The organism is Sporosarcina sp. FSL K6-3457 (assembly GCF_038007285.1).
GTDB lineage: Bacteria > Bacillota > Bacilli > Bacillales_A > Planococcaceae > Sporosarcina.
Map to the genome: position 1 here is coordinate 759,141 of NZ_JBBOWX010000001.1, position 24,252 is coordinate 783,392.

The following is a 24,252-nucleotide window of genomic DNA, read 5'->3' on the forward strand; positions in this document are numbered from 1 at the left end:
TCTTACTCCTTGTGCTTGAGTTTATGGGTAAGCTTATTTTGTTCGCGTATTGGGTTTTTCTGATTAATGAGACGCGGGCGGGACAGTAAAGCCCATCTAGGAAATCGAAGAATCGCATCCTTCTGATCAGCGGGTTCATAAGGTGTAAAAGGACTCATGTAGGGAACCCCGAACGTTCGAAGGCTACATAAATGTAGAGTTAGTGCGAAAAGTCCGATGACAATTCCAAACAAACCGAATGTGGCGGCTAGCACAATCATGGGAAATCGCAGCATGCGGAATGCACTAGACATACTATAGGCAGGGAAAACAAAGCTACTAATCGCTGTTAAAGAAACAACGATAACCATTACAGCAGAAACTAATCCCGCCTCGACTGCCGCTTGACCAATAACCAGTGTTCCAACAACCGATAATGCAGTTCCGACTGTTCTTGGCATGCGAAGCCCGGCTTCCCGCAAAATCTCAAATGCCAATTCCATTAGCATTGCTTCCACGAAGGCAGGGAATGGAACACCTTCCCGTTGTGCAGCAATACTTATAAACATCGATGTGGGAAGCATCTGAGGATGAAACGTTGTAATAGCGACATATAAGGATGGACCAAGTAATGCAAAAAAAGCACCAATATAACGGAGAACCCGCACAAGACTACTAACATCTGCCCGCTGGTAATAATCCTCTGGAGAATGAATGAACGAAACGAACAAAGCCGGAACGATGAGAACAAAGGGGGTTCCATCTATAAGGATTGCCACCTTTCCTTCTAGAAGTTCAGCAGCGATAACATCCGGGCGTTCGGTATTGTACACCGTTGGGAATGGTGTAAACGTATCATCTTGGATTAGCTCTTCTATATATCCACTTTCCAGAATGCCATCGATATCAATTCGATTTAGTCTGGCGCGAACTTCAGTGACAATTTCGTCACTGACAATTCCATTGATATACATAATTGCAACATCAGTTTGGGTGACTCGTCCAATTTGCATCGTTTCAAGCCAGAGATTAGGATCTTTTATTTTACGTCTAATTAGTGAAGTGTTTGTGCGCAATGTTTCTGAAAACGACTCACGTGGGCCACGAACTACAGATTCTGCTAAAGGTTCAGTTACACCACGGTCCTGCCAGCTTCTTGTGCTAGAAGCTATAAGACCTTCAGAATGGCCGTCTACTAGAATAACCGTCTCGCCAGATAACACTGAGTGGTACAATGTTTTATAATCGTCAACGTCTTTTACATCAGCAATCGTGAGGACGGAGTCTTTAATGATTTGAATAATGTCGGGAGACGATTGAATTTCTTTATCCAAACGTGTTCCTTTAGCATCAAGCATCACTGACTCCATTATGAAGTCAGTGATGGTCTTTTGATCTGCCAAGCCATCGGTGTAAATAATCCCCATTAACTGCTCGGCTGATTTTCCAATCCGCACTACTCTAATTGTGATATCAGTACTATTTCCAAGTGTCTCTTTAATTTGCTGAATATTTTCTTGAAGACTTGTATGTAGGAGTATCTTGGATTCAGCTGGCTGTTGGTCTGGATTTTGTTCAAACGATTCTTTTACTGTATTTGATACCCATTTATCAAAGAAATTCATTATTACCTCCCCTCCCATATTTAATTCGTTACCTCAGTATGACCGGATGGGTTCTTGTATAGACGCAGATAGACTAAAAAAACTGCCAAACAATTAAGCGAGACAGCAACGAAACATTAATCTGTTTGGAATTCTAAGTGCAGCTTACTTCTGACTGACATGTAAAAAATTCTTGTAACTACTTAGGCACCTATGTTGATATAAAAAATTCTATCAACAACGCTTGGCGCCTAACAGGGGATGCCTCCCGCGATAAGCCTAATAGAAAACCACTATTAGTCTTATCGCTTCGGCTACCCCTGTTAGGCGCCTTCGCTGGAGATTCGCAGGTATTATTTGTTCAACCCACTTAGATTCATTCTATTTGAAAGAGAATTCTCCACGTGTGACGGAGAGGAGTGAGGAAAGGATATAAGAAAGCGTCAGGTTAGCATAATCGAGAAAGATGAAATAGGGAATTCTGGTGGTAAAGATGTTATTATAAATTTGGTTTTATAAAAGCTTGAGATAGTGTTTAGAATATTAACATTGGCTTGAATGATATGGCATACATATATATGAGAACATTAAGAAGAGGTATTGATGAGTATGAATGAGGAATTAATACAAAATGCCAATGAAAGCTATCGGTTGGCCGAGCAGAAGGCTGCTCATTATTTTACATCATTGTCTGAACAGCTTGCGCAACAGACTTATGCATCTACGCTGATAAAAGATATACAGTCCTGGAAAAAGAACCATATTTATCCTTACTCGTTATTCACCCTTTTTTCGCGTGGAAAGGGAAAATTTGATTCTAAAGGGTATCACAATTACATCCAATGGCTGGCTTACACAGGTAAACTAGATAACTACTTAGATCGAAGCATTTCCTATATTTACATGCGAGATCTGGGCAAAGCCTTGGACTCATCTGACACACAGGCTAGTGTTCGACGTACAGCCGAGAGCCTGAAAAATCATCTGACACAATCCAATGCAACAGATGCCGAGACATTTAGTATGGCTTGGTTATATCGACAGGCTCAGAAGGAAAGCGTTGAGCCCGCTATGATCTGGGTGATGGATAAATTAAAGACGGTATCCTTCAATATACCGAAGGGGATGGATGCTGCGGAAGCCAAACGAAAGCTTATCAAAATTATGGCAGGGGTTATCATTCATGTGAATGAAGAGATGGATGCTGATAGTACTCCTGAGGAACGTACTCAGAAACTGGATGAAGCGATTAGGCTAGGGTATTGCTATGGCTTAACCTATCCATTTATTGACGATCTTCTAGATGCCAAAGTCTTATCAGAAAAAGAGAAAAAACGTTTTGCCGAATTAATTCGTACGACACTTATCACAGAATCTGTTCCAGAATTGGGTGAGTGGACTGGGAGAAATGCGGGTCTAATCCGCTATATTCATTCAGAGCTCCGAGATGCCTTTGAGTATATTAAGGCCCATCAGCGACCAGAAACAAGAAGAAAGTTTTTCGAGCAATCCTTTGTATTTTTTAATTCACAGGAAGTAGATCGCACGAAGGATCTATCGAATGCCAATTACTCCAATGAAGAGCTGTATATCCCCGTCATTTTAAAATCTTCATATTCCCGATTAATTACCCGCTCAGTTATTAGTGCGCCTGAGGATGAGGGCTTCGACAACCGAACATTTTTATATGGCATTTACAATCAGCTAGCGGATGATTTTGCTGATATGTTTGAGGATATGGAGGAAGGAAGAGTAACCCCTTATACGTACTATATGAAATATCATGACAAGCGTTTGGATCTTATCAATCCTTTCGAATTGTATTGGACGGTCATTTTTAATTTGATCCATAACGTGTATCACTCAGATAGCAAGACCTGTGAGGTAATTCTTGATCGTGTAATAAACGGGTTGAAACGATTTAAGAAACGAATGGGAACTAAAAAATATGACGAGGTTATGAAGCTATTTGCTGCTGGAAACACAAAATTTAGCTATGTCGTTCAAAAAATGGTTCGAAAAGCAGAAGACGTAGATTTCTTTGATAAACTGCTTCGGGATCATATGATTACTAATTTGAAAAATGAGCGGAAAGAGCAGGAAGACTTTTCAGAGATGATTGAAACTGTACGCAAACAGATTAACAGCTCATTAAATATCCCTACAGAAGAAAATAGATCTTTGATGACAGACCCCATCATTGATGCAGCCAATTATAGTTTAGCAAGTGATGGCAAGCGGTTGAGACCAATCATGACTTGGGTTATGGGTGTTACTGAGTATGGTTTAAATAAGTCTGCAATTGTGCCACTTCTGAAATCATTGGAATATATGCACACGGCATCCCTTATTTTTGATGATTTACCGTCCCAGGATAATGCGTCCACCCGTAGGGGGCGTTCGACTTTACATCAAGTGTATGACGTTGCCACCGCAGAATTAACGGCACTTTATCTAACCCAAAAAGCGATGGAAGAACAGGCATCTCTTGACCAGTTCAATCCTAAAACCGTGCTCCACTTGATACGATATTCATCCCAAGTGACGGGGGATATGTGTAGGGGACAGGCGATGGATTTAGATTCCAAAGGGAAATCGTTGACATTGGAACAATTGAATATGATGTGCTTTTATAAGACGGGAATCGCATTCGAAGCTTCACTGATAATGCCGGCAATTCTCGCTGGTGTAGAGGAGTCGGAAAGAGGAGCCTTGAAAAAATTCGCCCGTCATGCCGGCATTGCATTTCAGATCAAGGACGATTTGCTGGATGTTGAAGGAGATTTAACTGTGCTTGGAAAGCCGATTGGAAAAGATGCTGAAAACAACAGCTCAACATTTGTGTCAGTGTTAGGCGTTACAGGTGCAAAAAAAGCGATGTGGGAGCATTATTGTTGTGCAATGGAAGTATTGCAAGATGTACCACGTAATACTGGTTTTTTGAAGCATTTATTAAATTATATTGTGAATCGGGATCATTGAGTTAGATATCCAAGTTAATGGGGACCTCATTAACTTGGATTTTTTATAAAGTCCTACATATTTTTAGACTTTTATGTTTTCTGAATCGTCTAATAAGTGGGGAGGGGGGATACTTATTATGGAACAGGAGGATGCAAGCTTTCGAGCGATTATTAATGAACATAATGATTATTTGCTTCGGCTTAGTTATTTATATGTGAAAGATTGGAATGCAGCGGAAGATATTGTACAAGATGTGTTTATTAAGTATTGGATAACGTCAGAACAATTTCAAGCACAATCAAGCTTGCGAACCTACTTAACCCGCATGGCTATTAATCGATGCAAAGATTACTTAAAAAGCTGGCGATACAGGACACAAACACTAACAAATATTTTCCCTGGAATGATTCGCCCGAAAAATCGACTCATTTTACAAGATGAACAATTGATGGTGGCTGATGCTGTATTGTCACTGCCTATTAAATTTCGTGAAGTGATTATTCTATACTATTTTGAAGAATTAACTATGCGTGAAATTGCAGCAGTCATAAATATATCAGAAAGTACGATTAAATATCGGTTGAAGACGGCGAAAGAGCGTTTGAAGGATAAGTTATCGACTCAACAATGGGAGGTGCTAAAAAGTGAATGAAATTAAACGGCAATTAGAAGTGAAAATCGGTGATACGGCACAACAGCAGCGAAATGTGATAAGGAAAATTAATGAACAATATCCAACACATGCGAAAAATAGGCCCCCCTTTTTCACTATTGCAGCCAATCTAGCGCTTTTTGCGGCAACCTGTCTATTTGTCTTTTCTTTTATTGATAAGGAAGGGTTAGACACGGCCACTATTAATGCTGTGCCGATACCGATTGCGGGGGAGAAAGGAAGCGTGATTGAAGCAAATGAGGTATTGACTCCGATTACTGAGGAACGGAAGCGGCAATATTATCAGCGGTATGTTGAAATAGTGGAGAAAGCAATGGAAAAGAAGATTGGATTTTCTATTGGTGTTGAACCAATAGAGGAGTTTAAGGAATCTGATTGGATAGAACCAGCGGAATTTGAAAAAATAATCCAAAATGACGTGACAGCATTTTTAGCAACGGAACGCGAAACACTTGCTGCTGTGTCTACTGATTTAAAGCCTGCTGTAACCAATCCGACTGGCGAAACAACTAAAGCCGCATATCTATATTTTCCTGATGTAGTAAAGAAAATTGAAGTCGCAGCGATATTCGATACACAGTACAATGCAGATAAAAATCGTCAATTATTTAGCAATGTGGATGTGATTACAACAAAATTTCTTAGCACTCATGGTACATGGGGACAAACATTTCAGAAAGCTACTTTACTAGATGGGGGAAGAACATATAGTATCTATATTGAAGGGGTTTTCTATGCGAATAACGTAACATTTGAAAAAGCATTTACAATTGAATTCCATTGTGATGAGTTTGGAAATATATATTAATAGTGTTTTTATTGAAGAAGTGATTCCTGAAATAACAATCGAATTTAAGTTGTTGTATAAAGGAACGATGGAACCTAGGCAATCCATCGTTTCTTTTTGTATTTTTTAAAAAGGATTTTAACTCATTGTCTTATATTGAATCTAAGAAGTATTGCCAATTTTTTTGTAGAAATTATTGAAGTTAAGCAGCAGTAGTCTTGAATAAGATGGATTGCTTTTTAACGATATTCTGGATTTTTTTTGAAATTTGAAACTTATGTTTATTTCAAACGTATTAAAGTTAAGGGGCTGAAGCATTTTCAAAAAGAACCTTAGATAAGGATAATAACAATATGATTTTGGAGGTGTGTTTAAGTTATGAACTATGAATATAAAGAGAAAGAAAAGAAAGATAGTTTATGTGTTTCGATTAGAGACAGGGGTGAGAACTCATTACTCGAAGTGGAGATAAAAGGAAATAACGTAGAAATAGTTACATATGTTCGAAGTGACAAAACAACACATTTCAAAATGCCCCTGGAACTCTTCGAACAAATGTACAAAAAATTGATGGGTGATCATTAATTAGTGGATAAATATATTTTTACTATTCCCTTGATGAAGGGAGTAAAAAAAGCATTCGAAATAAATAATGAAAAAGGATTAACCATTGCTAAAGTACTAAGATTCTATCCTAATTTCCTGAATATATTAACGGAAATATTTTTAACGGGATGGGAAGTTAATATAAAAGCTACAGAAGGTGATAAAGAGTTTTTAATCAGAGAGCATTTTCGTTGGACAAAAAATGAATGGTCAATATTTGAAAATGGATTAAAAATAGGTACTCTAACTAATATCAAGGCAATTGAATTCGGTGATACAAAAGAAATTGTTATTCAAGGTGAAAATTACTACTATCTTGATAAGCCACTCGAAACAAAAACATTTATACAAGACGAAAATAAAAATGTAATTGCAATAGTTGATTATAAACTGTTTGATTTATCACGAAAAAAAGAAATAGTCTTGTATAGCAATGAAATAGCAATGAAATAGCAATGAAATAGCTGTTACTTTGTTGGTCTGTATTGACTATTTATCGACTCTAAAGAAGAAATGAAAAACAACTTAACACTTTTAACTTTAGTATATTCTTATTAATTGAAAATCTTAGTGAACTAACGAGGTGCTTTAGTGTAATAACAGTAATCCTTTTCTTCTTGTGCTAACGAGGCGGTTTAAATACAAAATTAAGTTCTGTTTTACATGAACAGGCGCAAGTTCCTGATAACTGTAAAGATAGTAATTCAGGAGGTTACTACATATGAAGAACAGTAATACCAATATCCTAGTATTTTTATGCGCCATTTATATTATTTATTTTATTTATTCAATATTCCAAAACGCTAATACCCCTCCCATTACATTTACATTAATTTGTATTTATGCACTAATTTATCTTGCTGATGAAATAGTATTAAAGGATAAATTGTCTAAATGGGGGACTGGAAAGAGTTTTGATAATATGCGTAAAGTAGAATGGTATAGGCTCATAACTGCTCCATTTTTTCATATGAACTTACTACATATGATGGCAAACCTTTTCGGTATATATTTTGTAGGTTCTTTTCTAGAAGACAAAATTGGCAGCGGTTTGTTTCTGCTTATGTACATGGTGGGAAACCTTTTAGTTTCCTTATTGTTTTCTGCATTTTCTTCATTTATTAAAGGGACAGGAGCTTCCCCTGGTATATTTGCTTTAATTGGTTGTATTTTTTACTTGTATATACAAACACCAGAGTTATTCGATTTTCATTTCGGTTCTTGGCAAACAAGTTATTTAATCCTTTATACAACTTTGGGTAACTTCATAGGTCTTGGAGGGGCTATTTCTCATGTCCTTGGCTTCATTTTTGGAATATTGATGAGTATGTTACTATTTTAATTATAATTTCAAACCTAACATCAGTAGATTAAAGAGGACAAAGTTTTTGAAATAACATACTTAAACAAACGGGTGCTTTAGTTGACGATTATTGAGCCGCTTAGACGGCTCTATTTTCACGCCTGATGATTTACCAAAAAGTAACTTAATCAAACACTAGGCACTTTCTGTCTAGTAGCTTTAGTTCGCTTTAGATTGAACGACTTCTATACTATTACCGGGCTGTTTTATGTATAGGGATGCGACTTCGTCGCATCCCTATACATTTTTCCGGTAATCGTATGGTAGTCGTTCATCCATCGCTCTCCAAAAACACTTATACACAAAGTGCTAATGCTTTTAGGGAAGAAAGAATAGCTGGCTTTTTACTTGGATAAAAGCCGCCACGAAGAACGGATTTTACGAACAAAGGCGAAGCGTCGAGAGTAGTTGGATAGATGCCTTAATTTCTGCAAAGAACGCAGAAATTAAGGCCAATCAAACCCTACGCTGTTCGATTGGCTGAAGCTTTTACCGTGGTCCTTCCGACTGTTATTTTAGGAAGTATCATATTCTTCTTATAAAACTTACTAAAAGTAAAGTGGGAGCACCTTATACAACGTACAAGAGTGCCCGAAATTGCATCTTCGGGCACTTACTCTCTATAGAAAAAGTCATCTATTCTTTTCTTTCCAAGCAACTGCATTTTTCACTTGAACGTTGTAGGTACGCGACAGGCAAGTATTCGCAATAAGATGACTGAAAAAGGTGTGTCTAGAAATGACGAAGTCATTTCTAGACACACCTACTTTTACGGTAATCATGTCGTGAATAGTTAGCCGAAAGCGAACTGGAAATGCACCAGTGAAAATGGAGGTTCTCAAGCCTTTACTTACCCGTGATTTATACAATTAAATGGTTAATCAACAGACGTGTTTTGACACATTACTATTGATAATATCTTGAACCAAACCCAGAAGGTCTAGAAATTACTAAACGTTTAGCATGAGAGAGAGAGCAGGATGCCTTAATTTCCACAAACAACACAGAAATACAGCCAATTGAATCCCTCGCTGTTCAATTGCCTGAAGCCATGCCCGCTCGTAACGGAAATCAGCGGGTTGCCGGATTATTTAATTCAATGTATATAATATAGGAAATGGAAAAATATAAAAAGGGTGTTCATTAGTCGATTTTTGTGCTATTCTATTAATACGTTAATGCGCTAAAGTATTTTAGGTGGATATCGATCATTGAAAGGGGATTTTTACAGTTATGAAACGTATAGCAACTATTTCTCTAATTATGGCCGCAGTTTTTACACTCTTAATGGGATGCGGTTCATCAGAAGGACAAACTAATAACAAATCAACTAGCGAAGTAATCATTGGGATAGATGATAAATTTGCACCGATGGGATTCCGCGATGACAATAATGAAATTGTTGGCTTTGACATTGATTATGCCAGAGCTGCTGCTGAAAAAATGGGTATGACACCTAAATTTCAGCCCATTGATTGGAAAACAAAAGAAACAGAACTAAGTAGTGGTCGGATTGATCTCATTTGGAACGGGTATACAATTACAGATGAGCGTAAAGAGAAGGTATTGTTCACAAAGCCTTATTTACGAAATGCACAGGTCGTTGTTACGTTAGCTGATTCAGAAATTACTAAACTTGATGATTTGGACGGAAAAGTTGTGGGGCTTCAAGCGTTATCTTCTGCAGCGGACGCTCTTGGTGCAAATCCAATTGAATCGAAAATTAAAACAGTGACAGAATTCGCTGATAACGTTCTTGCATTGATTGACTTGAAAACAGGCCGTTTGGATGCGGTCGTCATTGATGAAGTTGTCATCGATTATTATATGTCTCAAGAAGAAGGCACATTTAAAGTGCTCGACGAATCACTTGCACCTGAAGAGTATGGAATTGGTGTGAAAAAAGGCAACGAGGAACTGCTTGAGAAGCTTCAGGCGGCACTCGATGAATTGAACGAGGATGGTACAGCTGCTGAAATCTCAGAAAAATGGTTTGGTGAAAACAAAGTTTTACAGTAAGTAGATAAATACGTGACAAACAGGATTTCCTTGTGAAACCCTGTTTTGTTTTTGGAGGAAAGTTTTTATGTCTTTTGATTATATGATTTCAATACTCAAGCCAATGCTAGAAGGGGCACAAGTAACAGTCCTCCTGTTTTTGATCGCTATTGCGGTGTCAATTCCACTTGGTTTCCTTTTAACACTCGCGGTTAGGAGCAATATTAAGCCGCTTGCCTGGTTTGCTAATGGTTATATTTACTTAATGCGTGGTACACCTCTGTTATTACAATTATTATTTTTTGTCTTTGGTTTGCCTTTACTTCCGATTGTCGGAGAATACTTAGTGTTTGATCGATTTGCAGCTGCTTGTTTAGGATTTATATTGAATTATGCTGCCTACTTTGCGGAAATCTTCCGTGGTGGGCTGCTGTCGGTTGATAAGGGCCAATATGAGGCTTCACAGGTACTAGGTTTGAATAAATGGCAAACAATGACGCGGGTCATTTTGCCTCAAATGTTCCGCGTTGCCCTTCCGGCTGTAGCTAACGAATCAGTGACATTGGTGAAGGATACGGCACTCCTCTATGCCGTTGCAGTACCGGAATTATTGCACTTTGCCCAGACAGCTGTAAACCGTGATTTTACAATCGTACCTTTCTTTTTTGCAGGTATTATTTATTTAATGATAACGCTCGTATTGACCTTATTCTTTAAATGGCTCGAACGGCGATTCAAATATGACTAAGAAGGAGCGGTGAACATGGCCATCATTGAAGTATCCAACCTAAAAAAATCATTTGGAAATCTGGATGTACTCAAAAAAATTACGTTCGATGTCAATAAAAACGATGTGGTTGCAATCATCGGCCCTTCTGGTTCAGGGAAAAGCACGATGCTTCGCAGTTTAGTCCATCTCGAAGAAATAAACGGTGGTAGTATCCGAATAGCTGGTGACTATCTCGTCAAGGATGGCAATTACGCAAAGGCACAGGAAATTAAGCAGGTTACTGCTAAAATGGGCATGGTGTTCCAGCACTTCGATCTCTTTCCGCACCTTACAGTCAAAGAAAACTTGGAACTCGCACCAAGACTGACAAAGAGGGAACCGGTTGCTGCAATTCGACAGAGAAGTACTGAATTACTGGGGAAAGTCGGGCTATCAGACAAGGCAGCGACGTATCCGTCCAAGCTTTCTGGCGGCCAAAAGCAACGGGTGGCAATCGCACGGGCACTTATGATGAACCCTGAAATACTATTGTTCGATGAACCAACATCCGCTTTAGACCCTGAATTGACAGGAGAAGTATTAGAAGTGATGAAGGATCTTGCCGAAGAGCACATGACCATGATTGTCGTGACACATGAAATGGACTTTGCTCAAGAAGTGGCCAATCGAGTGATTTTCATGGATAACGGAGAAATTATTGAGTCGGGAAATCCTAGGGATGTATTGACCAACCCCCAGCAGGAGCGGACCAAAGCCTTTTTAAATCGAAGTTTGAAATAATACTAATCCATTTTAAGTGCTTAGCACAGTTCGGAATTTTTTAGAACTAGTTAACTGACATTCACTTTCTACATAAACCACCTTTTTGCTTTTACAGCACATAGGGTGGTTTTCTTATTTTGACGAATCACTTTATGTTTTAGAAAGTAATGGTATAATTCTTAAAACTGATTACTCACACAACTTAACAGTAGCATTGGTTAGCAAGGGTTATAAAAGAGAGCGTAAATAATAAATGCTCATAGGTTTGAATGGGCAAAGCGAGTGATGGTGATAAGGGTGTTCAAGAAGTTAATGGGCTTGAAGTTACGAACAAAGCTAACGTTGTTTTTTTCAGCGATTACACTTATACCCCTGTTGTCTATGGGCGTATTCACTTATCAAGTTAGTTCAAAGATGATGAAAGAACAGGTTAGTAAAGGAATCATGGAGAATTTAACACAAATTAATAAAAATCTTGCTTTTTTTTCACGTGATATTGAGCAACTCAGCAATTATATTTATCGTTCAGAATTTGTACAGGACAAGCTTCAGAAAAGCTCAACACGAACAAACTTAGAGAAATATCAAGACTTTGAACTAGTGAATGAGCTGTTTGACTCTGTGCTAGGAACAAAAAATTGGACAATTAATGTTTATATTATTGGCTTCAATGGTGATCGTTATTTTACGGGTGACTATTTACCACCTCAGTACAATCAAATCTCTGAAAACTGGGGGATCTTCAGAAAGGCAAAGGAGGCAAATGGTACTGTTGTTTGGGACACGCATTATACGATTAGACATGCCGAGTCGCAGGAGGTTGTACTGCGTGTTGGTCAGCTGTTAAAAAATCAGCAAAGCGAAGCGATTGGTTATTTAATTATCGATATATTGGAGCCTTCCATCGCAGAACTATATCAATCCAACTATCATAGTAATCAAGAGCAAATGTATTTGATTGATTCTGAAGGCTACATCATTTCAGGGTACCCGAGTAAAACAACAATTGGCACAAGGATGAAACATGAATCGATTGATAATATTTTAAATAGCCAAAGAGGATTTTTTGACACCACTTTAAATCACAAAAAATACATTACAATCTTCGATACAAATGAAGAAACGCATTATAAAGTGGTCAACTATACACCTGAAAGTGAAATTACGAAAAATAGCCAACCGATTAAGTATTTGACGTTGTTATTAATTGTGATTGCTTTTATTGTGACGGTTTGGTTTACATATTTATTCGCAATTTCAATTACTTCGCCTATAAATCGATTGAAAATAGTGATGAAGAAGGTGGAGAAAGGTGATCTTGACGTTCGTTTTCAAGCTAATTATGAGGATGAGGTAAGTGAATTAGGACGTAACTTTAACAGTATGATTATGAAGTTACAGACATCAATTCAAGAGAGCTTAGAGAAGAAAAGTCGCCTCCAAGAAGCAGAAATCAATACACTACGTGCACAAATCAATCCGCACTTTCTTTATAACACACTCGAAACGATGAGCGCGATTGCTAAAATAAAAGGTGTAAGAATGATTAGTGACTTGGCGATTGCGCTTGGAGAAATGATGCGATATTCCATTAAAAAAGACAGTGAATATGTTCGTCTTGAAGAAGACCTGTTACTCTTAGAACGTTATTTATTTATACAAGAAGTTAGATTTCAGACAAAAATAAAGATTACTATTTCAGTTGAAGAATCAGCAAAGAAATTATTGATTCCTCCATTATTAATACAGCCGCTTGTTGAAAATGCGATTATTCATGGATTGGAAACGAAAGTAGGGCAAGGTATGTTATCGATTCGTATTACTCATAACGAATCATTACTTTGTATTAAAATCAAAGATGATGGCATGGGCATGGATGACAAGAAGTTAGCTGCGGTTACAAATCTTTTGGAAAGTAAAGTAACCTCATCACAGTTAGGAATCGGTTTAGAAAATGTCGTAAAAAGAATTTCTTTATATTACGGCAATAGGTATGGAGTTACGATTGCTAGTGAAGAGAATGTAGGTACAACCGTTAGTATGAAGTTGCCGGTGATGCGTGGGAAACGAGGGGAAAGTCATGATTAAAATGGTGATTGTCGATGATGAGTGGTTAATCCGTGAAAGTCTGCAGCACGGGATTGATTGGGCAGCAATGGGGATTGAGGTAGTGGGTACTGCGGCTGATGGGTATGAGGCAATCACATTAATTAAAACGGAGGCTCCTCATTTATTAGTCACAGATATTCGGATGCCCGGTTTAGATGGACTTGAGCTAATTGGTGCTGCCAAAGATATGAATCCGGATTTGAAATCAATTATTATTTCTGGTTTTGGTGAATTTGAATATGCGCAAAAAGCATTGAAAATGGGTGCGGATGATTATCTATTAAAACCGATTGCAGATGAGGATTTAAAGGATATTATCAATCGACTTGTGTGCCAAGTGAAGCTAGAGGAACAGGACAAACAAGAAAAGGTAGACAGTTATCTTCTTAAAGTAATTCGAGGAGAGTTAAAAGCTGATAAGAAATTATTTGAGCAATATGGGTTAAATGGACAGTTCGGGGTTATTTGCTGGGACAGTGAACATGGGGGTTCGTTGCAAGTACAGGAATCTGGCATTAAAAGCTTAGCGCAAGGTATTTTATTTGTTGAGGAAGCACACCAAAAACAACTGTTTTTTCAGCAATTGGACGGATTGTTCATCGACAATAAAGTGGTAGGTGGCTGTAGTAGTTTTTCGAGTAATTGTGATGACCTGCACAGTTTATACAGACAGGCGCTTATGTTAAAAGAACAATCCAAATTTGGCCGAGATCAGGGCTGTTTGTTTTATGAGCATTCACAGTCTCCGATTAATATGGAGGAGGTGTTTCTCTATATCGAAGAGCATTATCAAGAAGCGATTTCATTACAATCTTTAGCGACGAAATTTTTTATATCAGATAGTTATTTTAGTAGAATATTCAAGCAGCATACAGGAAAAAACTTCATTGAATATGTGACGGAGTACCGTATGAAGATTGCCAAAGACCTTCTTGCGTATTCGACGATGAAGACAAACGAAGTGAGTATAGCGGTTGGTTATACAGACCAACGTTACTTCAGTCAATTGTTCAAGAAACAGATAGGGATGACACCCTCACTGTATAGAAAAAAGGCTAAGGAAGAAAAACTTATTCCGTGAAAGAAAAGGTGAGTACCTGCTGAAAATGGGTACTCACTTTTTGTTGGATACGAAATATATTGAACATTAAGGAAATTATACCTCGTTGTAATCGCTTACAATCGGTCGCTATAATTAAGGCAGAATTACATTAGGAGAAAGGGAGTTGAAATGATTGAAAAAGTTATTAGTTGTTATGTTAGTCGCACTACTTGCATTACTGGTTGTAGCATGTGGTCAAGAGGATGGGAAAACGGTAGCCGAAAGCAAATCCGAGACCGAAACCAAAACCGAAACTAAAAAATCAACAAAAGTCACGGTTTATTCGCCGCACCAGGCCGAGATTATTAATCCGATTGTAAAAGAGTTTCAAGACCGAACGAAAATTGAAGTGGAACTTGTAACAGGTGGTACAGGTGAATTGCTTAACCGAATGAAAGCTGAGTCTGGTAATCCTTTAGGTGACGTCTTTTGGGGTGGAGGAGCAGAATCATTAGCCGCTTTTATAGAAAATTTCGAAGCCTATAAAGTAGCGAACGATGCTGAGATTGCTGATATTTATAAAAGTGTAGACGGATCTTGGACTGGTTTTTCTGCTTTACCAATGGTCATTATGTACAACAAAGATATGGTGAAAGAAGATGAAGTACCACAATCATGGAATGCTTTACTTGATCCAAAATGGAAGGGGAAAATTGCATTTGCTGACCCAGCAAAATCGGGCTCCTCTTATACACAGCTCGTGACGATGTTATTTGCCAATCAAGATGATGGAGCAGAGGGCTGGGATTTCGTCAAAAACTTTGTAGGAAATCTAGATGGTAAAGTTTTAGGTGGATCAAGTATGGTCTTTAAAGGTGTGGCAGATGGAGAATTTCCGATTGGTGTGACGTTAGAAGAAGCGGCTTACCGTTATATCTCTGGTGGTGCAAATGTAGATGTAGCTTACCCTGAGGAAGGAACTTCTGCTGTTCCAGATGGTATGGCGTTAATTAAAGGAGCTAAAAATAAAGAAAATGCACAGCAATTCTTAGACTTTTTAGCAAGTAAAGATGTTCAAGAAATCATTGTGAAGGAATTCAATAGACGCTCGATCCTTGATGATGTGGCTGCACCGGAGGGGTTGATCCCTTCTAAGGATATTCCACTTGTTGACTATGATTTCAACTGGGCAGCAGACAATCAAGCTGATGTTATGAAAACGTTCCAAGATATCATTATTGGTAAATAAGAAAGCGGAATTGAGATCGTTGTCGGGAGGTAGAGAAGAAAGAATTGTAGGTGTAAATGATTCTTTCATTGTAGGTGTGTCTAGGCGCCAGACGCTAGGCCCGCATGATGCGGGTCATGCAGTCGTTGCCGCAGGACGCGGACGCGGCGCTCTTAGACTGCCTTTCTTTGTACTTCAGACTTGCTGATAAAGGCAAAGGGCGCCTTTACCTTCAATTCTTCCGACGTACAGGACGTACTAGTGCCGACGTTGCCACAGGACGTGGCGGAATTTAGTCGGCCAGCGCTTGTCACATCTAGCAGGCGCCCTGCGCTTTTCTTATAAAGGAGGAAGACTATTGTGACTGATGTTCGAATTGATCGAGTGACAAAATATTTTGGTGATATGAAGGCAGTTAATAATGCTGAAATCCATATTCAAGAAGGAGAATTCTTCACATTGCTTGGACCGAGTGGATGTGGAAAGACAACATTATTACGTGCGTTGGCAGGTTTTTATCGTCAAGATGAAGGTGATATTTATTTTGGAGAAGCGTGTATTAACGACTTACCCGCTCATGATCGGAATATTGGGATGGTGTTTCAAAGCTATGCCATTTTCCCACATATGTCCGTTTTTGATAATGTCGCATACGGTTTGAAAGCCAGGAAGATTAAAAAAGCTGAAATTCAGCGTCGAGTGATGGAAGCATTGGAAATGGTTGAACTTACTCAATTGAAGGATCGGCAGCCAGCTCAAATGAGTGGTGGTCAGCAACAGCGGATTGCACTTGCGCGAGCAGTTGTCATTCATCCGGGTTTGCTACTCATGGATGAGCCGCTCTCCAACTTAGATGCCAAGTTACGCTTGAAAATGCGTTCAGATATCCGTGAACTACAAAAGAGGCTTAATATTACGACAGTCTATGTAACACATGACCAAGAAGAGGCACTTGCAGTTTCAGATCGAATTGCTGTGCTGAATAACGGAGTAATCCAACAAATCGGTAAGCCACATGAAATTTATTTGAGTCCACAAAATAAATTCGTTGCTAATTTTATTGGATCAACTAATTTTTTAGATGCCGAGTTAACGCGAGCGTCAACAGTACGGGTTGAAGGAATCGATTATCCGATTACGATTGACAAGCCTTATGTTGGAAAAGTGATTTTTAGTGTGAGACCTGAACAAATTATAATTAAAAAATCGGCTGAGCAAAAAGGAAATATGTTTATAAAAGGAATAATTAAAGAAGCTGTGTTCCTTGGTGAAAAAGTAGAGTATAGTGTTGAGCTTGTTTCTGGTATGACGATTAGCATCCATGAACATGCTGTCAGTTACCGTGATTTAATGAACTTAGGCGATGCAATCGAATTGTATCTTAATCCGGAGGAAGCGATTATTTATTCGGAAGATGGGGAGGAGGCGTTGAATCTCCATGGAAACACGCGCGCGTAAGCCTAGAAAAAACAAGGTTTTCCGATGGGACTTTTGGAATTTAGTAACGATTTTAGCCTTCTTATTTGTTCTTTTATTTTTAGTCTATCCACTGTTTAATATTTTTGTTAATAGTTTTTACCAAGATGGTTCGTTTACGTTGGAAACCTATAAAGACTTTTTCACATTGAAGTACTATTACGGTGCATTAACGAATAGTTTATTTGTCTGTACATTAGCGACTATTTTCGCCATCTGTATAGGGCTTCCAATGGCTTATATTATGGCAAGGTTTGATATACCATTTAAGAAAACGATTCATATTCTTATTATTTTAACACTGTTGTCTCCACCATTTATCGGTGCCTATTCATGGATTTTAATGCTTGGAAATAACGGTTTCTTAACTCAGTTTTTCCATGGAATTGGTTTAAATACGAAGTCTATATACGGACTGCATGGGATGATTTGGGTGTTTACGATTCAATTTTATCCACATATTTATTTGTATGTATCGGGAGCATTGAAGACGATAGATTCCTCATTAGAAGAAGCATCTGAAAGTTTGGGGAGCAGACGTTGGGGGAAAATGAGGACAGTAACAATACCGTTGATATTCCCAACGTTATCTACAGGGGCATTGATGGTATTTATGGCTTCCTTCGCTGATTTTGGTACACCCATGTTGATGGGGCAGGGAATAAAGGTATTACCTATTTTAGCTTATGAGCAATTTATTAGTGAGATGGGTTCAAATCCAGCGATGGCTAGTACGCTTAGTATGATTTTACTTACTGTTAGTACGAGTATATTATTTTTGCAACGCTATTTAGTATCACGTAAAACATTTACAATGAGTTCTATGAGACCTCCGGCGCTTATTAAGCTAAAGCCGTTACAAAAGTTTTTTGCACTACTGTATGTCGGCATTGTTGTTGGGGTATCGATTATCCCACAAGCAACTGTCATTACGACCTCATTTCTAAAAACAAATGGACCTGTATTTGTCAATCAGTTTAGTTTGGACAGTTATCGTGAAGTGCTGTACCGGGTACCGAAAGCGATTGTGAACACCTTTACATATGCCAGTGTGGCAATTGCTTTTATGGTTATTGCAGGCTTATTATTATCTTATGTTGTTGTGAGAAGAAGCTCAAAGCTAACGGCGCTCTTAGACACACTGATTATGATTCCTTATGTTATACCAGGAACAGTGCTTGGCATTAGTTTAATCATCGCGTTCAATAAACCGCCGTTTGCCTTAACAGGTACTTGGATTATTTTAGTCATTGCCTATTTTATTCGGAAACTACCTTATACGATGCGATCAAGTACGGCTATTTTGCATCAAATTGATAAAAGTGTGGAAGAAGCATCCATTAGTTTAGGTGTTCCACCCATGAAAACATTTTTTAAAACGACGGCTGTTCTCATGTTGCCTGGTGTTCTATCAGGTGCGATTTTAAGCTGGGTGACGACCATCAACGAGCTGAGTTCTACAATTGTGTTATATGCTGGTTCAACTGCGACGATTACAGTTGCAATTTATAGCGAAGTGTTCACCGCGAACTTTGGAACGGCTGCTGCACTCGCAACGATTCTATCATTAAGTACAATTACATCACTCATTATTGTAACGGTTATTTCAGGGAAGAAGGGAATCCCGATTTAACTTGGTTTTCATTCAGATATGAGCAAGAGGTTAGGAGGAATCGCATTGAAAAAAGTATTCTTGGTCATTAGTATAGGAATATTATTTTTATGTGTATTCTTCCTATATTCTTTAAAACCTGAAAATACGATTGATCAAGAGATTGTGGATAAAGACCAAATTACTTTATGGTTATATTCTCCCGAGCTGATTGAACTTACGAACCAGTTTGAGAAAGAAAGCCCTACTGTTAAAGTCATCACGAAACTGGTGAAAAATCCAAACACATTAGTGGAGGAGTTATATGCAGCCCAGTCGGCGGGTAATCCACCTGATTATGCAGAGATTCCTTCATGGTATGGAATTTTTCCACTGATTGAATCAGGTGCAATTATCCCTGTAACGGATTACTTATCACCAGAGTATGAAGCGGAGCTTCCGATTGCGATTAAAAAACGATTCCAATATGCTGATGCTTTATGGGCCATGCCAATCAGTTATGAAGTGCCGTTGTTATTTGTCAATGAGGCACTTCTGTCACAAAGTAAGCTTACAGTAGACGAATTGGACCGTTTACCCGCTGTGTTTGAATTGTCGAATAATCTATTATCTACGAGTCCGAATCACAAATTAAAATGGAGCATGAATGCAGATAATCTTTACCCATGGTATTTGATGAACATAGAGGCGCAGAGTAGTGTCACGACTGCATCGGCGTTAATTGAAGATAATGAGGCATTTCTATTCCATCAGAATCATTTAGCTTTAACCGAGTTTGTGAATGGTGAAGGAGGAATTCTCCTTAGCTCCTCCAATAAATTACAGTTAATTGAAAAGCTAATTGGCAATAAATTCAAATGGCAAGTCATGCCGTTTCCAATTGATGCGGACAAGCTGATCCCGAACGGTAACGGCTTAGTTATTTTTAAGAAAAGTGAACAGCCTACTGATTATATGAAGCAATTTTTACACTATATCCAAGAAGATGAACAATTAAAAGCATTTGCATTAGCAAGTTCAGCAATACCAGCAAATAGGAAGCTCATTCAAAATAAATCTTATCAGAGCTATTATCGCCATTTTCCTTATTACCAAAAAATTGTACTTGAAAGTTTAGAAGCCCACGGACGCTTATTAGATTCAGGGGATGAAGCGGAATGGAAACAATACATTTACGCGAATGAGCATAGAGAGTAGGTAAGCATCTTATGACAATCTCGATAGTGGAATTATTGAATGAAGGCAAGTATGGTAGACCAGAAGTATGTGAAGATTTATATGTAGTTACAGCCGATTTCGTTGCGGTGATTGATGGTGCGACAAATATATCGGATCGACTGATTGAGGGCAAAGCACCTGGAAGGTTCGCGGCGGAAGTGATTCGAGAGACATTGCTTGAAGCACAAGAGGATGTGACTTTAAAAGGGTTAATAGCGCAGATTAATGAGAAGTTGCAATTGCGTTATCAGACGTTTGGCATGACAGAGGATATTGAACAACATGCATGGATGGCACCAACAGCTTGTTTAATTTGTTATAGCCATTATTATCATGAAGTGTGGCAAATTGGTGATTCGCAGTGTATGATTGACGGTCATTTACATACAAATGACAAACCAATCGATGCTATAACGGCAAATGCCCGAGCAATGTATTTAGAAACAGAGTTGAAAAACGGCAAAACGATTGAAGAGTTGATGGTCAATGATACGGGGTGGGAATATATCAAACCGCTAATTAAACAGCAGTATTATTTACAAAATGACAAAGACAATCAGTTTGGCTTTGAAGTAATCAATGGTTTTGATGTGGATTTTTCACGAGTTAAGATTATTAAAGTTCCTGAAAATGCTGAAATGATGATTCTTGCATCTGATGGTTATCCAACTATCAAAGAGACATTGGCTGAAACTGAAGCTATTTTGAGTCAACTACTTGTAACTGACCCACTTTGTTTTCGACAATTTAAATCATCGAAAGGATTGCAAAAAGGAAATTTATCCTTCGATGACCGGACGTATATTAGATTTGAATTGTAGCGATAAAAAAGTACCCGTTCTCAAACAACATCAATCCTAGAGTTGTTTGAGAAACGTGTACTTTTTTTATAAACCTATAGTGGGTTTAACCCCAAATAACACAATTATTGACCACTCTCTATATACGCTTCAGAGGAAATGGCTGTCACTGTTTTTTCGTATGTTTTTTTAATATCTTCGTCCTTAAGCAAGAATAAGCTAATCAGGTCAATCAAATAAAGAACGCTCAAATCTAAACCAGTAGATATATACCCGGTACGTAAAGGATGTATCGTCCATAAAACGGTCTCAGATAATTGGGTTAGTGGAGTATCGCCATAGGCAGTGAATGAGACGACTGTAGCACCGTTATTTTTAGCCTCTTTTACAGAATGTAATAGATCTCTAGTTTGTCCAGAGCGTGAGAATGCTAATAGTAAATCGCCTTCTTGGACTAGCGTGCTTCGAATAATCATTAAGTGTGGATCGGTTACTGCTTCTGAAGAGAAGCCCATTCTACTTAAACGATAATTTAACTCTTGCGCCGCAAGCCCTGAGCTTCCTAAGCCAAAGATGTATAATTTTTTGCTTTCTTGAATGAACTGCATCACTTCATCTAAAGCTTCTTTGCCACTAAGTCCTTGTATATCATCTAAAATATCTTCATATTGACGCTTTAATTTTGTGTCTTCTTTTTCATCGCCTACTTGATAGGCTTCCCGTGCTAGTTTTATTTTCAATTCGACGAAATTTTTACAAGCAACCTTTTTGCAAAATCTTGTAATCGTTGCAACTGAAACACAAGTCCTGTCAGCAATATCTTTAATATTACTTTGTGAAGCTTCGATTGGTGAAGAAAGAAAATAATCTGCTAAACCTCTTTCTTTGTCTGAGAAGGAAGAATATCTAGATTGAATCTCCTTCAATAGTGTAACCATGTATTACACTCCTTTGATCACATCCACAAACCGGCTAGTAATTTGTTGGGGTCTTGAAATAGCCCCTCCTACGACAACTGAGTGAGCGCCAAGAGATATCACTGTTTTGGCCATTTCGGGTGTCAGGATATTACCTTCAGCTATAACTGGAATGCGAACATTGTTTAATATGATTTTAATGAAATCAAAATCATTCTCATATAGTTTACATCCGCTTGTTTCGTTTGTATAGCCATAAAGAGTGGTAGAAACACAGTCAAATCCTAAACGTTCCGCCTCAAGTGCATCTTCTAAAGTTGAAATGTCAGCCATTAGTTGGATATTAGGGTGGTTTGCTTTTACATAATCAACAAGATTTTTTAACTCCTCGCCATTTGGGCGCTGACGTAATGTAGCATCCATGGCAATCATTTCACATCCAGATTCGATTAGTTCATCAATTTCTTTTTTTGTAGCCGTAATAAAAATATCACTATCGGGATAATCGCGCTTCACAATTCCGACAACAGGTAAAGTAACTTCTTTTTTGATCGCCTGAATATCCTGTAGTGAGTTCGCACGAATTCCAACAGCACCGCCGAGATGGGCAGCTAGTGCCATTTTGGACATAATAAATGGACTATGAAGAGGTTCATTCTCAAGGGCTTGGCATGAAGCAACCAGCCCGTTTTTTATTTTATTTAACATGATTATTCACCCACTATTTCTGTGATTTCATTTTTAATGATTGTAACATGTGGACCATAAACGACCTGGACACCTTTGCCTTTTACTATGACACCTTTTGCTCCTGTTTCTTTCAACAAAGCTTCGTCTACTTTACCTGGCTCATTGACGCTGATGCGTAAGCGAGTAGCACAGCAATCAACAGCTGTTAAGTTATCAGCACCGCCAAGAGCTGTAATAATTGTTTGTGCTCTCTCACTCGAATTGTCCATTGTTGTTGTCGGAGCTAAATCTTCATCTTCGCGACCAGGTGTCTTGAAGTTAAACTTCTTAATAAGGAATGTGAATAAGAAGAAATATACGAAGAACCACGGAATACCGATTAATGGAACGATTAGCCAGTTTGTTTTATCGTTACCTTGCAAAATGCCGAATAAGACAAAGTCGATAAACCCACCTGAAAATGTTTGGCCAATTGTAATTTGGAAAATATGAGCCATCATAAAGGCTAGCCCATCCAAAAAGGCATGTACAACATAGAGTGCTGGAGCAATGAACAAGAATGAAAATTCTATTGGCTCTGTGATACCTGTTAAAAATGATGTTAATGCAGCAGATCCCATTAAACCTGCAACAATTTTTTTGTTCTTTGGTTTTGCCGTACGATAAATCGCGTAAGCTGCCCCAAGAAGCCCAAACATCATTGTAATAAAGCGTCCAGACATGAAGCGTGATGTTCCTTCATAAAACTTTTCAATGGTAGGGTCAGCAAGTTGCGCAAAGAAAATTCGTTGAGTTCCCTCAATGAGTTGTCCATCAATAACAAGTGAACCGCCTAAACTAGTAGTCCAAAAAGGCATATAGAATATATGGTGAAGCCCAAACGGCCCTAATAAACGTAACACAAATCCAAAAATAAATGTTCCAATGTAACCAGTTGCTTCAACCAATCCACCCATTTTAAAAATCCCTGCTTGGATAAATGGCCAGACTAGGAACATAAATACGCCAAGAAAAATAGAGGCGAATGCAGAGATAATTGGGACAAACCGCGATCCGCTAAAGAAACCTAAAAACGGAGGGAGTTGTTTCTTGTTGTAACGATTGTGAAGAAGAGAGACTAAAACCCCAACCATTACCCCACCAAAGACTCCTGTTTCTAAGGTGTGAATACCAAGTACTAATCCTTGTCCTACAGATGCAGGATTTTCAGCATTAAGAATGCCCGTGATGGACAATAATGCCGAAATTGTTGAATTCATGACTAGGAAACCGAGCATTCCTGCAAGCCCAGCAGTTCCTTTATCACTTTTTGCTAAACCAACTGCTACACCTATCGCAAACAATAAAGCAAGATTCGCGAAGATGACGCTCCCGGCGCTTGACATAACGGTAAAAATGGATTGAAGCCAAGACACGTCCAAAAATGGATAAGCTTTTATTGTATTGGGGTTAGATAAAGCACCGCCAATTCCCAACAGTAAACCTGCAGCAGGTAAGACTGCGATAGGTAGCATAAATGATTTACCAAATTGTTGAGCTTTCTCGAAGAAATTATTCATCATTACTACCTCCGTAATGTAAATTATTTTCATATTTATTATAGAAAAAAGAATCTATAAATGCAAGAAGAATTTAAGCGTTTACAAATATTATTCGGATACTATTGAGTATTACACTCTTTAGTTATAATTATT

19 protein-coding genes are annotated in these 24,252 nt (G+C 38.3%); 15 read left to right on the forward strand and 4 right to left on the reverse strand.

The annotated features are described in order from the left end of the window. Positions 1–2: 2 nt before the first annotated feature. Complete coding sequence (locus tag N1I80_RS03625; protein ID WP_340736595.1) at positions 3–1,604, reverse strand: spore germination protein; 1,602 nt, start codon at positions 1,602–1,604, stop codon at positions 3–5. Between the two features lie 588 nt (positions 1,605–2,192). On the opposite strand from N1I80_RS03625, the gene N1I80_RS03630 reads away from it, so the two are divergent. From N1I80_RS03630 to N1I80_RS03700, 15 genes are all read left to right on the forward strand, one after another. Continuing rightward, entirely contained in the window at positions 2,193–4,565 is a 2,373-nt protein-coding gene (locus tag N1I80_RS03630) for a polyprenyl synthetase family protein (protein ID WP_340736596.1), read from the forward strand. Positions 4,566–4,683: 118 nt separating this feature from the next. Further along, positions 4,684–5,199 carry a sigma-70 family RNA polymerase sigma factor gene (locus N1I80_RS03635; RefSeq protein ID WP_340736597.1) on the forward strand — a complete coding sequence of 172 codons (516 nt, stop codon included), beginning with the start codon at positions 4,684–4,686 and terminating at the stop codon, positions 5,197–5,199. Beyond that, positions 5,192–6,028: a hypothetical protein gene (locus N1I80_RS03640; RefSeq protein WP_340736598.1), complete on the forward strand. Its 837-nt coding sequence runs from the start codon at positions 5,192–5,194 to the stop codon at positions 6,026–6,028. Before N1I80_RS03635 ends, N1I80_RS03640 begins: the two co-directional genes overlap by 8 nt. A gap of 567 nt (positions 6,029–6,595) precedes the next feature. Continuing rightward, positions 6,596–7,066, forward strand: a complete 471-nt coding sequence (locus N1I80_RS03645; RefSeq protein WP_340736599.1) for a tubby C-terminal domain-like protein — start codon at positions 6,596–6,598, stop codon at positions 7,064–7,066. 268 nt (positions 7,067–7,334) lie between these two features. Then, complete coding sequence (locus tag N1I80_RS03650; RefSeq protein ID WP_340736600.1) at positions 7,335–7,955, forward strand: rhomboid family intramembrane serine protease; 621 nt, start codon at positions 7,335–7,337, stop codon at positions 7,953–7,955. Between the two features lie 1,254 nt (positions 7,956–9,209). Continuing rightward, positions 9,210–9,995, forward strand: a complete 786-nt coding sequence (locus tag N1I80_RS03655; protein WP_340736601.1) for an amino acid ABC transporter substrate-binding protein — start codon at positions 9,210–9,212, stop codon at positions 9,993–9,995. Between the two features lie 67 nt (positions 9,996–10,062). Beyond that, positions 10,063–10,722, forward strand: a complete 660-nt coding sequence (locus N1I80_RS03660; RefSeq protein ID WP_340736602.1) for an amino acid ABC transporter permease — start codon at positions 10,063–10,065, stop codon at positions 10,720–10,722. A 15-nt stretch (positions 10,723–10,737) separates the two neighbouring features. Next, positions 10,738–11,484 carry an amino acid ABC transporter ATP-binding protein gene (locus N1I80_RS03665; RefSeq protein WP_340736603.1) on the forward strand — a complete coding sequence of 249 codons (747 nt, stop codon included), beginning with the start codon at positions 10,738–10,740 and terminating at the stop codon, positions 11,482–11,484. Positions 11,485–11,784: 300 nt separating this feature from the next. After that, a complete protein-coding gene (locus N1I80_RS03670; protein ID WP_340736604.1) occupies positions 11,785–13,554 on the forward strand; it encodes a cache domain-containing sensor histidine kinase in 1,770 nt (589 codons plus the stop codon). After that, positions 13,547–14,656: a response regulator transcription factor gene (locus N1I80_RS03675; RefSeq protein ID WP_340736605.1), complete on the forward strand. Its 1,110-nt coding sequence runs from the start codon at positions 13,547–13,549 to the stop codon at positions 14,654–14,656. The genes N1I80_RS03670 and N1I80_RS03675 overlap by 8 nt, the downstream gene beginning before the upstream one ends. A gap of 154 nt (positions 14,657–14,810) precedes the next feature. After that, complete coding sequence (locus N1I80_RS03680; protein WP_340736606.1) at positions 14,811–15,866, forward strand: ABC transporter substrate-binding protein; 1,056 nt, start codon at positions 14,811–14,813, stop codon at positions 15,864–15,866. 339 nt (positions 15,867–16,205) lie between these two features. Continuing rightward, positions 16,206–17,303 (forward strand): ABC transporter ATP-binding protein, encoded by a 1,098-nt coding sequence (locus N1I80_RS03685; RefSeq protein ID WP_340736607.1) that lies wholly within the window; start codon positions 16,206–16,208, stop codon positions 17,301–17,303. After that, the gene (locus N1I80_RS03690; protein WP_340736608.1) at positions 17,284–18,954 is read left to right on the forward strand and encodes an ABC transporter permease; all 1,671 of its coding nucleotides are present in this window, start codon (positions 17,284–17,286) and stop codon (positions 18,952–18,954) included. Before N1I80_RS03685 ends, N1I80_RS03690 begins: the two co-directional genes overlap by 20 nt. A 45-nt stretch (positions 18,955–18,999) precedes the next feature. Further along, positions 19,000–20,130, forward strand: coding sequence for an extracellular solute-binding protein (locus tag N1I80_RS03695; protein WP_340736609.1), 1,131 nt, complete (start codon positions 19,000–19,002; stop codon positions 20,128–20,130). Positions 20,131–20,141: 11 nt separating this feature from the next. After that, complete coding sequence (locus tag N1I80_RS03700; protein ID WP_340736610.1) at positions 20,142–20,972, forward strand: hypothetical protein; 831 nt, start codon at positions 20,142–20,144, stop codon at positions 20,970–20,972. Between the two features lie 104 nt (positions 20,973–21,076). Here the strand turns inward: N1I80_RS03700 and N1I80_RS03705 are convergent, their stop codons facing one another. Genes N1I80_RS03705 through N1I80_RS03715 form a run of 3 tightly spaced genes read right to left on the reverse strand, consistent with a single transcriptional unit; the run spans position 21,077 to position 24,117 of the window. Further along, positions 21,077–21,889: a MurR/RpiR family transcriptional regulator gene (locus N1I80_RS03705; RefSeq protein ID WP_340736611.1), complete on the reverse strand. Its 813-nt coding sequence runs from the start codon at positions 21,887–21,889 to the stop codon at positions 21,077–21,079. Positions 21,890–21,892: 3 nt separating this feature from the next. Beyond that, positions 21,893–22,576 (reverse strand): N-acetylmannosamine-6-phosphate 2-epimerase, encoded by a 684-nt coding sequence (locus N1I80_RS03710; RefSeq protein WP_340736612.1) that lies wholly within the window; start codon positions 22,574–22,576, stop codon positions 21,893–21,895. A 2-nt stretch (positions 22,577–22,578) separates the two neighbouring features. Then, the gene (locus tag N1I80_RS03715) at positions 22,579–24,117 is read right to left on the reverse strand and encodes a PTS transporter subunit EIIC (RefSeq protein ID WP_340736613.1); all 1,539 of its coding nucleotides are present in this window, start codon (positions 24,115–24,117) and stop codon (positions 22,579–22,581) included. Positions 24,118–24,252 lie beyond the last annotated feature (135 nt).